Raw genomic sequence first — 12,503 nt, 5'->3', positions numbered from 1 at the left:
AACGAGATATGGGGGCGGGAGGCGCTGTTTGCGGGCAAGTTTGACTACGTAAAATACACGGATCAGTACAAGAGCCGGGCCCACATCGACTTCTCCAGCGGCCACATCATGGTGGAGACGGTCTCGGGCATCGATCCCCGCGCTCACCTGCGTCGCGCCATCATCGAGACTCTGCTGACGCCGGACGATCCGGCCGAAGTGGATCTTTACTCCGACCGGGAAATTCTGACCGGCGGCGAGCCCTTCCTCTACGGTCAGGTGCTGGACAATCAGCGCCAGCCAATCCGCGCCTCCTGGCGCGCCGAGCGTTATGCCGATTACCTGCTCAACACGGCGATGAAGAAGCGCACTCTGGGTATTCGCACCATCTTCTTCGTTGATATTCCCATGGTGGCCAACCATGAAGATCGACGGGGCTACAAGTATGCGGGGATCATCCGGGAAGCGTCGCGCAAATACGGCGTGCCGGAGAGCCTGATCTATGCGGTGATCAAGACCGAGAGCAGCTTCAACCCCTATGCGGTGAGTCATGCCAACGCTTATGGCCTGATGCAGGTGATCCCGGCTACCGCCGGTCGTGACGTCTATGTTCGGGTCAAGGGCAAGAACGGCCAGCCGACCCGGGAGGAGCTGTTCAACCCGGCCTACAACATCGATGTCGGTACCGCTTATCTGCACCTGTTGCAGACCGTCTATCTGGCGGATATCGAGGATCCGCGCTCCCGTCGTTATGCGGTGATCTCCGCCTATAACGGTGGTGCTGGCGGGGTACTCAATACCTTCTCCAGCGATCGCAAGGCGGCGCCGGGTCGGATCAACCGGCTCTCCCCCGAGGCGGTCTATCAGGTGTTGACCGAGCAGCATCCCAAAGAGGAGGCGCGCCGTTACCTCTACAAGGTCAATCAGGCCGAGAAGGGGTTCAAGAGAGCCTTTGCCAGTCGGGCCGGTTAAGCGATGACGCTGGGTTAACCATGCAAAAGGGCGCTTGATATCAAGCGCCCTTTTAACGTCTGGCCAGTTCGTCGTTGAAGTGGCCTTATTTGGCGATAAAGCCGCCCTTGGTCTGCGGGGCCGCGCCCACTTTCTCCAGGGTTTTCACTTCCACTTCGGTCTTGTTCCAGCTGTGGTCCACTTCACCACGGATGCGGATCTGATCATCCGGGCCCACTTCGGTGCCACGCCACACATCCTGATCCACTTCGACCTCCACCTCACCGCTGGCATCGCGGAACAGATAGTTCTCGCCGCCCAGGTGCTTGACCAGTTTCCCTTCCAGGGTGGCCCAGCTGTCATCGGCCAGATCTTTCAGTTGAGCAACGGAAACCTTGTTCTGCTCTTGCGGGCCGGTATAGGCCGCCATGGCAAAAGAGGAGACAGACATCAGGGTCAACAGTCCGATTACGCTTGCGCTTGCCTTGTTCATTTCATACTCCTGTCGTTGGTATGGGGGCATTGTGCCGGGGGGGGCGTGAAACAAGCGTGAAAGAAATAGGCTGGTGTGATTGTCTGTTTTGTGAGCGCAAGCGATTTCATCGGTGGCGGAACATGTGTGATTTCATCTGGAACTGTAATCTGTCGCCTTCACCAGAAGTCAGTGGCAGCAGACTCTTCCCATGCCTGTCGCCACTCGAGGAGAAGTCCGCAGGTCTCACCTGCTTAATCGAAGAGCATAACAATATGAAAAAATGGCTTGTTTGTTTATTGGGGTTAATGGCATTGACCGCGCAAGCGGCAGAGGGACGCCAACCTTTTTCCCGGGTTGTGATGTTTGGTGACAGCCTCTCCGACACCGGCAAGATGTACAAAAAGATGCGGGGGTATCTCCCCTCCAGCCCACCCTACTTCAACGGGCGCTTCAGCAACGGCCCGGTGTGGCTGGAGCAGTTGGGTGACGAGCGTTTCCCCGGTCTGGTCGTGGCCAACGAGGCGGAAGGCGGTGCAACCGCGGTGGCCTATAACCATCTGGGGGCTTTGAACGGCTGGCTCGGTTTCTGGTCCTGGGATCCCAAATATCAGGTGATCAACAACCTCGATTACGAGATCGATCAGTTCCTGAAAAAGGACAAGTTCCGCCCCGATGATCTGGTGGTGATCTGGGTCGGTGCCAATGACTATCTGGCTTATGGCTGGAACACCGAGCGGGATGCGGATCGGGTGATCGATACCATCCGGCTGGCATCCAACCGGTTGGTGCTCAACGGCGCGCAGCAGATCCTGCTGTTCAACATTCCTGATCTGGGGCAGACCCCGTCAGCCCGCAGCATGAAGGTGGTGGAGAAGGTGCGCCATGTGGCCAGTTACCACAACCAGAAGTTGCAGAACCTCACTCGCGAGCTGGCTCCCCTCGGCATCGTGAAGCTGTTCGAAGTGGACAAGCAGTTTGACGAGATGATGCGCGATCCTCAGCAGTTCGGGCTGAGTGACACAGAACACGCTTGCTACGGTGGTGGCTATACATGGAAGCCGTTCTCCGGCAGCGCCGCCGAGGTGGCTGCGACCCCGGCTTTGAGTGTCTCCGAAAGAGTGGCTATTGCCGGTAACCCGATCCTGGCGCAGGCGGTGGTGAGCGGGCAGGCAAAAGGGCGAGCAGCGACTCTCAACTGCGATGAGCATATGTTCTGGGATCAGGTGCATCCGACCAGGACGGTGCACAAGGTACTGAGCCAGCGTGTTGCTGACTTTATCGATCAGCACTACGAGTTTGTTCGTCACTGATATCGCTTCGGGCCAGCATGTTGCTGGCCTTTTTCTCCTATCTGCCCTCATCTGTGCGTCTTTTTGCGTCACATTCAGTTCAAATAACAAACGTTTGTTGCTGTTTTTGTAACGTGGTTGCGTTAGAGTGTTTTTTGTTAATTGATATCAGTGACTTGAAAATAGGCTAACGTTGATATGCTGCGATCGCTTTTGGGTGGTTGCACCTATAAGACGAGGTGATATCAATCAACCTCCTCCTACATAAAGTTGCAGAGGCTCAAACATGAAAAAATCATTGATTACCTTGCTGGTTACCGGCTTGCTGGCGGCCAATGCCCAGGCTGCCGGTCAAGACAACACCTGGTATGGCGGTGCCAAACTGGGTTGGTCCAACTTCTACGGCATTGATGAAAGCAATGCCCTGACCCTTGGCAATGAGACCAACGATGCCTTGGGGGCAGGCGTGTTTGGCGGTTATCAGATCAACAAGAATCTGGGACTGGAGCTGGGTTACGACTATCTGGGCAATTACAAATACGATGCCAATACGGCGGCAGGCGCTTTCAGTGATGAAGTACAAGCACAGCTGGCTCAACTGACCCTGAAACTGGGTTTCCCGGTTACCGATAATCTGGATCTGTATGGTCGTGTCGGTGGCGGTTATGGCTGGGCTGATACCAAGAGCGATGTCTACAAAGATGACAGCCGCTTTGTCATGGTCGGTGCACTGGGTGCCGAGTATGCGTTCAATCTCGACTGGGCCGCTCGCCTGGAGTACCAGTACACCACCCCGTATGGCAGCCGCGATGATACCGGTCTGAGAATGGATAACGGCCTGCTCTCACTGGCAGCGGTTTATCGCTTTGGTCAGGTTGCCCCTGTGGCGCCCGCCCCGGCTCCGGAACCTGCTCCTGCACCTGTGATGGTTGAGAAGCAGTTCACCCTGAGCTCCGATGTGCTGTTTGACTTCAACAAGGCGACTCTCAAGCCAGAGGCCAATCAGGCACTGGATAGCCTCTATAGCCAGATTGAAGAAGCACGACCCAAAGATGGCGTGGCAACCGTAATTGGTCACACCGACCGTATCGGTTCCGATGCCTACAACCAGAAGCTCTCCGAGCAGCGTGCCCAGACCGTTGCCAACTATCTGGTTGGTAAAGGGATCCCGGCCGCCAAGATCAATGTGGAAGGGCGTGGTAAATCCTCACCGGTTACCGGCGACAGCTGCGTCAGCAAGTCCAAGCGTGAGCTGATCGTCTGCCTGGCTCCGGATCGCCGTGTTGATGTGAAAGTCGAAGGTGTTAGCGAGGTGCAGGAGTAATCCTTCACACTGAGCAGCGTTCCACTGGGGCTGGAATGAACAGCCCCTGTCGGAGCAAGAGAGACCAAAAAGCCAGTCAGTTGATCTGACTGGCTTTTTACATTGGCATTGCGGTCGGGCAGGGGACTAAATCAGGAAGGGAGCGGCATCACCCGGTTGCGCCCCAGCTCCTTGGCCTTGTAGAGCAGCTTGTCGGTACGTTCGACCAGACAGTCTGCGCTCTCCTGACCGTTGAACTCACCCACGCCAAACGAGGCTGTGATGTGGTCGATGCGGCGGCCCGATTTGCGATCCAGAATCGACATCCGCTCGATAGCGCGGCGCATGCTTTCCGCCATCTGTCTGGCCAGCGCCAGCGAGCGATGGGGGACCAGCATGGCGAACTCCTCCCCACCCAGCCGATAGGCGGTGACTCCCTCCTTGCAGGCATCGCGCAGCCGTTTGCTGAAGGCGCGCAGCACCTGATCGCCGAGCAGGTGCCCATATTCGTCGTTGAAGTTCTTGAAGCGATCGATATCAGCAAGGATCAGCGAGAAGGGGTGCTGGCTGCGGATCAACCCCTCCAGCTCCAGATCGAAGGCGCGGCGGTTGAGCAGGTTGGTGAGGGCATCCTCGTTGGCCAGTTTGCGTGTCTCGTTGAGCGCCGCCCGCAGTTCCTTGATCTCTTTTTCCGCATTGCTGAGCTGGTTGCGAAAGTGCATGGTGGACATGCGCACATCCCGCGATTCGCGCACCAGCTCTCGCAGGATCCCCATGGTGTCTTCCAGGCTGAAGCCCTCGTCATCAATGCGGCTGAGCTTGTCAAAACTCTTGTCGAGCATCTCCTGAAACATGCCGGTATCGGAGATGGCGTCCTGCATGGAGTGGCCGAGCTCGTTGGCCATGGCGGCGAGGCTCAGTTTCATCGCCTCCATCTGCTTCTCGTCCTGAGCGGCCAGATACTGGTGATAGAGTCGCTCGCAGGTGGTGAGCGAGCAGGTTCCCTGCATTTTGACTGCCTGATCGATCGCTTGGTTGAGCTCGGGCATGCTGGCCGAGACATAGTTGTACCACAGGTGGTAATTGTCCGGCGTCGTGGGGATCTGGTACTTGATCATCAAAGGGACCGCCTGTTTGAGATAGGCGGCAGATTGGGCAAATGTGTCCTTACTCATGAGTTCTGTGTCTCATCATGCCAGCGAACTGAAGATAGTATGACAGAGAGATTGGCCAAAAGGCAGCCGATGGATGCCATTCGCCCCCCCCTCCGATATAATGGCACCGTTACCACCTACCCTAAGGCCTGCTTATGTCTCAAAAAGATCCTTTCCTCGAACGCGAGGCCGAAAAATACGATAACCCCATCGCCAGTCGCGAGTTGATCTTGGAACTCATCAAGGGTCATGAAAAGCCCATGTCCCGTGAAGAGTTGGCCAAGGTCCTCAAGCTGAAAGATGAAGAGCCGTTGGAAGCCTTGCGTCGTCGTCTGCGCGCCATGGAGCGTGATGGACAACTGGTATTCACTCGCAACCAATGTTATGCCCTGCCGGATCGCCTGAATCTGGTCAAAGGTTATGTAATCGGCCACAAGGATGGCTTCGGTTTTCTGCGTCCGGAAGGTGGTGGTCCGGATCTGTATCTGAACAACCGAGAGATGCAACGCCTGATGCATGGCGATTACGTGCTGGTGCAGCCGACCGAGATCGACCGCAAGGGTCGTCAGGAAGCGCGTCTGGTGCGCCTGCTCAAGTCCCGTGAGGCAGACATTGTCGGCCGTTACTTCGTCGAGAATGGCGTTGGTTTCGTGGTGCCGGATGACAGCCGTATCGGCCAGGACATCATCATCCCGGAAGGGGAAAACAAAGGGGCTCGCCAGAGCCAGGTCGTGGTTGTGCGCATCAATCAGCGCGCCACCTCCCGCATCAATGCCGTCGGCACTGTACTGGAAGTACTGGGCGAGAACATGGCGCCGGGCATGGAGATCGAAATTGCCTTGCGTACCCACGGTATCCCGCACACCTGGCCGGAAGAGGTGACCAAAGAGGTTGCCGGTCTCGGCGAACAGGTGCCGGAGAAGGCCAAAGAGGGCCGCATCGACCTGCGCGCCCTGCCGCTGGTCACCATCGACGGCGAAGATGCCCGCGACTTCGATGACGCCGTCTTCTGTGAAGCCAAGCGTGGTGGCGGCTGGCGCCTGTGGGTTGCCATTGCTGACGTCTCCGCCTATGTGAAGCCGGGCACGGCGCTGGATGCCGAAGCGTATCAGCGCGGCAACTCCGTTTACTTCCCCGAGTTCGTGGTGCCCATGCTGCCTGAGGTGCTCTCCAACGGCTTGTGTTCCCTGAACCCGCAAGTTGACCGCCTCTGCATGGTGTGCGAGATGACCATCTCCGCCGCTGGCCGCATGTCCGGCTACAAGTTCTACGAAGCGGTAATGAACTCTCATGCCCGTCTGACCTACACCAAGGTTGCCGCGATCCTCGATGGCGATCCCAAGCTGCGTCAGCAGTATGATCCGCTGGTCGGCCATATCGAGGAGCTCAACAACCTCTACAAGGCGCTCAAGCATGCCCGTCACCAGCGTGGCGCGGTGGAGTTCGAGAGCGAGGAGACCCGCTTTATCTTCAACGCCCAGCGCAAGATCGACCGCATCGTGCCGCTGGTGCGCAACGATGCCCACAAGATCATCGAAGAGTGCATGATCCAGGCGAACGTCGCCGCGGCCCGTTATATCGAGAAGAACGAAGCCTTTGCCCTGTTCCGGGTCCACGACCGTCCGGGCGAAGAGCGTCTGACCGGTTTCCGCGATTTCCTGGCCGAACTGGGTCTGGAGCTCAAAGGCGGCCTCGAGCCCGAGCCGAAAGACTTTGCCGAGCTGGCTGCCAAGTTTGAAGGGCGCCCGGATGCGGAGCTGCTCTCCACCATGCTGCTGCGCTCCATGCGTCAGGCCATCTATCAGGCTGACAACATCGGCCACTTCGGTCTGGCGTTGAAGTCCTATGCGCACTTCACCTCGCCAATCCGTCGCTATCCCGACCTGATCCTGCACCGGGCGATCAAGTATCAGACCGCCAAGGAGCAACAGGGCAACCTGCGCCACAAGTGGACCCCGAGCGGTGGTTATCACTACCAGCTGGAAGAAGTGGACCCGATGGGCGAGCACTGCTCCATGACCGAGCGCCGTGCCGACGATGCGACCCGCGACGTGGCCGACTGGCTCAAGTGCGAGTACATGCTGGATCACGTGGGTGACGAGTTTGACGGCGTTATCGCCAGCGTCACCGGGTTTGGTTTCTTCGTCCGTCTGGCGGAGATCCACATCGATGGTCTGGTGCACGTCAGCACCCTCACCAACGACTACTACCAGTTTGATCCCCTGCACATGCAGCTGATTGGCGAGAACTTCCGCCGTCGCTACCGTCTGGGCGACAAGGTGCGGGTCAAGGTGATGGGCGTGAACCTGGACGATCGCAAGATTGATTTCGTGATGGTGGAAGAGCCGCTCAAGGCCACCGGCAAGAACGCCAAAGAGATGGCGCGCAAGCAGGCCGAGATCAAGAAAGAGAAGGCCAAGAGCGCCCAGCGCCACGAAAAACGTAAAGAGGGCAAGGATCACGGCAAATCCGACAAGGGTGGCCGCGCCAAACCGAGCAACAGACGACCGAGCAAAAAGGCTCGCGATAAGGCCAAGAGCACTAAATGAGTACTGAACTGATCTACGGCATTCACGCTGTCACCGCGCTGCTGGAGCGCACCCCGGAGCGTTTCATCGAGGTATGGGCGCTGAAAGGGCGGGATGACGACCGGCTGCAACCCCTGCTGGCCGAGCTGGAGTCCCTCGGCTTGCGCGTGCAGAGCGTGAACCGCAAGACCCTTGATGACAAAGCGGAAGGCAACAATCACCAGGGCATCATGGCCCGGGTGAAAGAGGCGCCGAAGCTCGCCGAGCACGATCTGGCCAGCCTGCTGGACGAGTTGGCGGCACAACAGAGCCAGCCCTTCCTGCTGGTGCTGGATGGCGTGACCGACCCGCACAACCTCGGCGCCTGCCTGCGCAGCGCCGATGCCGCCGGGGCTCATGCGGTGATCGTGCCGCGGGACAAGGCCACCGGCCTGACCCCGATCGTGCGCAAGGTTGCCTGTGGCGCGGCCGAAGTGGTGCCGCTGATTCAGGTCACCAACCTGGCCCGCACCCTGCGCGAATTGCAGGAGCGCGGCGTCTGGATTGTCGGCACCGCTGGCGAGGCCGATCACGACCTCTATCAGGCCAAACTGACTGGCCCGATGGCGCTGGTGATGGGGGCCGAAGGTAAAGGTATGCGTCGCCTGACCCGCGAACATTGCGACGAGCTGGTGAGCATCCCGATGGCAGGGGCGGTATCCAGCCTCAACGTCTCGGTGGCAACCGGCGTCTGCCTGTTTGAAGCCGTGCGTCAGCGTCGCGGTTAATCATGTTGACTGACAGACCCCCCTTCGATTGGGCGCAGGTCGCAGATAAAGAGGAGGCCGCGCGCCTCCTCTCTTTTGCCCGCCCGCTGACCCTCAGCCCGAAAAGCTGCCTCTGGCATGCCGGCGACAGCCCGGATCTGCTGGTCAGGGTGGAGCAGGGGCTGCTGCGGGCCAAGCTGGTGCTGGAGGATGGCCGCGAGTACATCAAGGAGTTCTACTGGGAGGGGGACGAGTTTCTCGACTTTCACCACCTGCTCAGTGGCGAGCCGGCCCGCTACAGCGTGGAGGCGCTGGAGCCCTGCCATCTGCAGCTGTTCAGTCTGGCTGACCTGCGCCAGCTGCCCGGATGGCCGCGCTGGTACCAGCACCTGCTGGAGGTGCAGCTGCGCATCAAGGAGGAGAAGGAGCAGTTGCTGCTGACCGGCAGCCCGCAGGCGCGCTATCAGCACTTTCTCGACAGTTTTCCCGCACTCGATGCCAGAGTGCCGGATCACCAGATCGCCGCCTATCTCGGTATTACGCCCATCAGTCTGAGCCGCATTCGCAAACGGCTGAAAGAACTTAACAAAGGTTAATGCAGGGCGCTGGCGCCACGATTATGCTGGCAGGCCGAACTGATAAGGAGTTGCCGATGAACTGGATCCTGAAACCCTGGTCTGAACTGACCACTGACGAGTTGTATGAGTTGCTGGCGCTGCGGGCCGAGGTGTTCGTGGTGGAGCAGACCTGCCCCTTTCAGGATCTGGATGGACTGGATCGCCGCGAAGGGGTCTGGCACCTGCTCGGCTATCAGGGCGAGCTGCTGGCCGCCTATGCGCGGATCATGGCGCCCGGCATCGGCGATGAAAGTGGCGCCGCCATCGGTCGGGTGGTGACCTCACCCAAGGCGCGCGGCGGTGGTCTCGGTCATAAGCTGATCGGCGAGGCGGTCAAGGCGTGCGAGGCGCGCTGGCCGACTCACAGCATCTGGCTGGGGGCGCAGGCCCATCTGCAAGGCTTCTATGGCCAACACGGTTTTGTGGCGGAAGGGGAAGGCTATCTCGAAGATGATATCCCCCATATGGGGATGCGCAGAGTGGCGGCATAACCACTCGTCAGAGTGATTCAGAATGCAGAAGGGCCATCCCGCAGGATGGCCCTTCTCTTTATCGCTCGGCGATCACTTCTTCTTTTTCTTCTTGGCGGACTTCTTCTTGTCGACCGGCTTTTTCTTCTTCACCGGTACCCGCGCTTCCTTGTGTTTCGGGCGCAGCTCGTCGATCACCCGGCGCTTGAGGCGCTCTTCGGTGTAGCGCTCGATCTTGGCGACCATCGCCATGTCGTGGGCCTCCACCAGGCTGATGGCACAGCCACGGTTGCCAGCGCGGCCGGTACGGCCAATCCGGTGGACGTAGACATCGGCGCCGTAGGGCATGTCGTAGTTGATGACATGGCTGACGTTCGGCAGGTCGATGCCGCGGGCGGCGACGTCGGTGGCGATCAGGAAGGGCACTTCCCCTTCGTGGAACTTGCGGATCGACTCGATACGCTTGCTCTGCTCCATCTCGCCACGGATCCAGGCGCAGGAGATACCTGCAGCCTGCAGCTGGCCGGAGAGCTCCGCCAGACGCTCGCGAGTCTTGACGAAGATGATCGCCTTCTGGGTTTCCGGATCTTTCAGGATATGGGTCAGCAGCGCCAGCTTGTGGGCGGCGTCATCGGCCAGATGGATCCACTGGGTAATGGGGCGACGTTCGCTGCGCGGCGGCTCGGCGTGCAGCTCCACCGGATCCTTGAGGATCTCGTTGGCGAACTTCTCAAGGCCGGCCCCTTCCAGGGTGGCGGAGAAGAGCATGGTGTGCTTGCGGTAGCGCGCTTCGGCCACGATGCGGTTCACATCCTTGATGAAGCCCATGTCCAGCATGCGGTCCGCTTCATCCAGCACCAGCACTTCGATGTCGTGGCTCTCGAACTCCTCTTTCTCGATGTACTCGAGCAGACGGCCCGGGGTGGCCACGACGATGTCGGTGGTCTTGGTCAGGGCAGGCAGCTGCTCTTCATGGCTGACGCCGCCGATGATGGTTTCGATGCTGAGGTTGGTATGGGCCGCCAGCGCCTTGGCGTGGGCGGTCACCTGCAGCGCCAGCTCGCGGGTCGGGGTCAGGATCAGCATGCGGCAGGGGCCCGGCTTGCGGCGCGGGAAGTCCAGCAGGTGCTGGAGTGCCGGCAGCAGGAAGGAGGCAGTCTTGCCGGTACCGGTCGGAGCGGATGCCAGAATATCGCGGCCGTCCAGGGCTGGCTCCAGCACCATCTGCTGGATGGTGGTGGGGCGGGTGAATCCCATCTCGGCCAAGGCCCGGTTGAGGGCTGGGTGCAGGTCGAAATCATCAAAGGACTGGCTCATGGCAATACTCGGTCATTAAGGAAACGGCAGATTATAGGCGATTATCTCGTCGGCTCCTATTGGTGAGTGTGTCTTAGCCGCTATAATCGCCCACCATTTTTGCAGATGACGGGGGCCAGATGGGACGTAGTCGCGGATTTACCTTCAAACAGTTCCATATCAATCACGATCGCTGCGCCATGAAGGTGGGCACCGATGGCATTTTGCTCGGTGCCTGGGCGCCGGTCGAACAGGCGCGTCGAGTGCTCGATATCGGCACCGGCAGCGGCCTGATCGCTCTGATGCTGGCCCAACGCAGCAGATCTGACTGCCGTCTTGATGCGGTCGAGCTGGATATTAATGCGGCCAGTCAGGCGCGGGAGAATGCGGCTGCTTCTCCTTGGGCCGATCGGGTGAGCATCATAGAGAGTGCCATTCAGGATTATCAGGCCGACCCTTACGATCTTGTCGTCTCCAACCCTCCCTATTTCGTGGCAGGCCAGTCATTTAGCGATCCGGCGCGGGCGTTGGCCCGCCATACCGGCGCCCTCGACAGCCACGCATTACTGGCGGCCTGCAATCGTTTGCTGAGCCCGAACGGGCAGGTAGCGCTGGTGCTGCCGACGGCGATGGCCGATGAAATTTTATGCATTTCGGCGAATTATGATCTGCATGGCATTTGTTATACAGCTGTTATCACCAGAGAGGGTAAAGAGGCAAATCGTGTTTTATTGCTACTTGGCAGAGGATTAAACAGGTGTGAGAGGGGTGAAATTGTGATCCATTCTGCTGATGGGGCCTATTCCGACAGATATATCCAACTGACCAATCCCTTCTATTTGAAGATGTAAATTTCGTCTTGAACTATTTTTTCACGCCATTATGCTGGTTCCAGATCGAGCGCCCGCTCCAGACCAGCTAAAACCACTGGTTGCGATGAAAAAACATGCGGGGCTCTTTTTTTATACCCCCTGAACACACCCGGTCAGCGACCGATAAAAACTATAACAAGCAATAATTTACAAGACAGACGAGGTTGAACTTGACGAAATCACTCACATTGTCCGATGTACTCGGATTAGGGTTTATGACCTTCGCCTTCTACCTGGGCGCCGGTAACATCATTTTCCCGCCGTTGGCCGGTTACATGGCTGGTGAGCACCTCTCCCTGGCGATGTTTGGCTTCCTGGTCACTGCCGTGGGCCTGCCTCTGGTGACCATTCTGGCCGTGGCGAAAGCCGGTAACGGCTGGGCTGGCATGACCAAACTGCTGCCTGCCGGTGTCGCGACTGCGCTGGCCGTTGCCATCTACATCATCATCGGCCCGGCCTTTGCCGCGCCCCGTACCGGTCTGGTTGCCTACGAGATGGGCCTCAAGCCGTTCATCGGTGATATGGGGCAAGCGGGTCTGGCGGCCTATACCGTGATCTTCTTTGGTGTGGCCATTCTGGTCTCCATGAACCAGGGCAAGCTGATGGACGCCATCGGCAAATACCTTACTCCGGTACTGATGCTGCTGCTGCTGACTCTGGCTATCGGGGTATTCGTAGCACCGCAAGGCTCCATGCCTGATGCGTCCGGTGACTATCAGAACAGCCCCTTCGTGAAAGGGATCCTAGAAGGCTACAACACCATGGACACCCTGGCGTCCCTGATGTTTGGCGCCCTGATCGTCGACCTGCTGCGCCAGAAAGG

At 58.8% G+C, this 12,503-nt stretch carries 12 protein-coding genes; 9 read left to right on the top strand and 3 right to left on the bottom strand.

Annotated features, from left to right (window positions below):
- Positions 1–951: membrane-bound lytic murein transglycosylase MltC (gene mltC, locus G5358_RS17940; protein ID WP_421324625.1), on the top strand; the 951-nt coding region annotated here is incomplete at its 5' end.
- A gap of 85 nt (positions 952–1,036) precedes the next feature.
- Here mltC and G5358_RS17935 read toward each other — a convergent pair.
- Positions 1,037–1,423 (bottom strand): YgiW/YdeI family stress tolerance OB fold protein, encoded by a 387-nt coding sequence (locus G5358_RS17935; protein ID WP_005335826.1) that lies wholly within the window; start codon positions 1,421–1,423, stop codon positions 1,037–1,039.
- A 254-nt stretch (positions 1,424–1,677) separates the two neighbouring features.
- On the opposite strand from G5358_RS17935, the gene G5358_RS17930 reads away from it, so the two are divergent.
- Both G5358_RS17930 and ompA read left to right on the top strand, forming a co-directional pair.
- A complete protein-coding gene (locus G5358_RS17930) occupies positions 1,678–2,715 on the top strand; it encodes an SGNH/GDSL hydrolase family protein (RefSeq protein WP_042081581.1) in 1,038 nt (345 codons plus the stop codon).
- A gap of 265 nt (positions 2,716–2,980) precedes the next feature.
- A complete protein-coding gene (gene ompA / locus G5358_RS17925; RefSeq protein ID WP_421324624.1) occupies positions 2,981–4,018 on the top strand; it encodes a porin OmpA in 1,038 nt (345 codons plus the stop codon).
- 131 nt (positions 4,019–4,149) lie between these two features.
- Here the strand turns inward: ompA and G5358_RS17920 are convergent, their stop codons facing one another.
- Positions 4,150–5,172, bottom strand: coding sequence for a GGDEF domain-containing protein (locus G5358_RS17920; protein ID WP_019445736.1), 1,023 nt, complete (start codon positions 5,170–5,172; stop codon positions 4,150–4,152).
- Between the two features lie 134 nt (positions 5,173–5,306).
- Between G5358_RS17920 and rnr the strand changes: the two genes are divergently transcribed.
- From rnr to G5358_RS17900, 4 genes are read left to right on the top strand one after another with little or no spacing between them, the layout of a single operon-like run.
- Positions 5,307–7,700, top strand: a complete 2,394-nt coding sequence (gene rnr / locus G5358_RS17915; RefSeq protein ID WP_005354835.1) for a ribonuclease R — start codon at positions 5,307–5,309, stop codon at positions 7,698–7,700.
- Positions 7,697–8,446: a 23S rRNA (guanosine(2251)-2'-O)-methyltransferase RlmB gene (gene rlmB, locus G5358_RS17910; RefSeq protein WP_069554628.1), complete on the top strand. Its 750-nt coding sequence runs from the start codon at positions 7,697–7,699 to the stop codon at positions 8,444–8,446. The genes rnr and rlmB overlap by 4 nt, the downstream gene beginning before the upstream one ends.
- 2 nt (positions 8,447–8,448) lie before the next feature.
- Positions 8,449–9,021 (top strand): Crp/Fnr family transcriptional regulator, encoded by a 573-nt coding sequence (locus tag G5358_RS17905; protein ID WP_139495086.1) that lies wholly within the window; start codon positions 8,449–8,451, stop codon positions 9,019–9,021.
- A 56-nt stretch (positions 9,022–9,077) separates the two neighbouring features.
- Positions 9,078–9,533 carry a GNAT family N-acetyltransferase gene (locus G5358_RS17900; protein WP_236768018.1) on the top strand — a complete coding sequence of 152 codons (456 nt, stop codon included), beginning with the start codon at positions 9,078–9,080 and terminating at the stop codon, positions 9,531–9,533.
- A gap of 72 nt (positions 9,534–9,605) precedes the next feature.
- Here G5358_RS17900 and srmB read toward each other — a convergent pair whose 3' ends face one another.
- The gene (gene srmB / locus G5358_RS17895; protein ID WP_005343175.1) at positions 9,606–10,829 is read right to left on the bottom strand and encodes an ATP-dependent RNA helicase SrmB; all 1,224 of its coding nucleotides are present in this window, start codon (positions 10,827–10,829) and stop codon (positions 9,606–9,608) included.
- 119 nt (positions 10,830–10,948) lie between these two features.
- Between srmB and G5358_RS17890 the strand changes: the two genes are divergently transcribed.
- Together G5358_RS17890 and G5358_RS17885 are read left to right on the top strand one after the other, a co-directional pair.
- On the top strand, positions 10,949–11,659 hold the full coding sequence (locus G5358_RS17890) for a tRNA1(Val) (adenine(37)-N6)-methyltransferase (protein ID WP_421324622.1): 711 nt from the start codon (positions 10,949–10,951) through the stop codon (positions 11,657–11,659).
- Positions 11,660–11,895: 236 nt separating this feature from the next.
- Positions 11,896–12,503: branched-chain amino acid transport system II carrier protein (locus G5358_RS17885; RefSeq protein ID WP_421324627.1), on the top strand; the 608-nt coding region annotated here is incomplete at its 3' end.

Origin of the sequence: Aeromonas sp. 604176, assembly GCF_049170755.1 — a bacterium.
Taxonomy (GTDB): Bacteria; Pseudomonadota; Gammaproteobacteria; order Enterobacterales; family Aeromonadaceae; genus Aeromonas; species Aeromonas veronii_A.
Note: the sequence above shows the minus strand (reverse complement) of the source record. Positions and strands in the feature narration are given on the sequence as shown.

Coding starts and splice junctions, on each gene's coding strand:
- G5358_RS17935 (WP_005335826.1), bottom strand. CDS start 1,423: ATGAACAAGGCAAGCGCAAGCGTAATCGGACTGTTGACCCTGATGTCT.
- G5358_RS17930 (WP_042081581.1), top strand. CDS start 1,678: ATGAAAAAATGGCTTGTTTGTTTATTGGGGTTAATGGCATTGACCGCG.
- ompA (WP_421324624.1), top strand. CDS start 2,981: ATGAAAAAATCATTGATTACCTTGCTGGTTACCGGCTTGCTGGCGGCC.
- G5358_RS17920 (WP_019445736.1), bottom strand. CDS start 5,172: ATGAGTAAGGACACATTTGCCCAATCTGCCGCCTATCTCAAACAGGCG.
- rnr (WP_005354835.1), top strand. CDS start 5,307: ATGTCTCAAAAAGATCCTTTCCTCGAACGCGAGGCCGAAAAATACGAT.
- rlmB (WP_069554628.1), top strand. CDS start 7,697: ATGAGTACTGAACTGATCTACGGCATTCACGCTGTCACCGCGCTGCTG.
- G5358_RS17905 (WP_139495086.1), top strand. CDS start 8,449: ATGTTGACTGACAGACCCCCCTTCGATTGGGCGCAGGTCGCAGATAAA.
- G5358_RS17900 (WP_236768018.1), top strand. CDS start 9,078: ATGAACTGGATCCTGAAACCCTGGTCTGAACTGACCACTGACGAGTTG.
- srmB (WP_005343175.1), bottom strand. CDS start 10,829: ATGAGCCAGTCCTTTGATGATTTCGACCTGCACCCAGCCCTCAACCGG.
- G5358_RS17890 (WP_421324622.1), top strand. CDS start 10,949: ATGGGACGTAGTCGCGGATTTACCTTCAAACAGTTCCATATCAATCAC.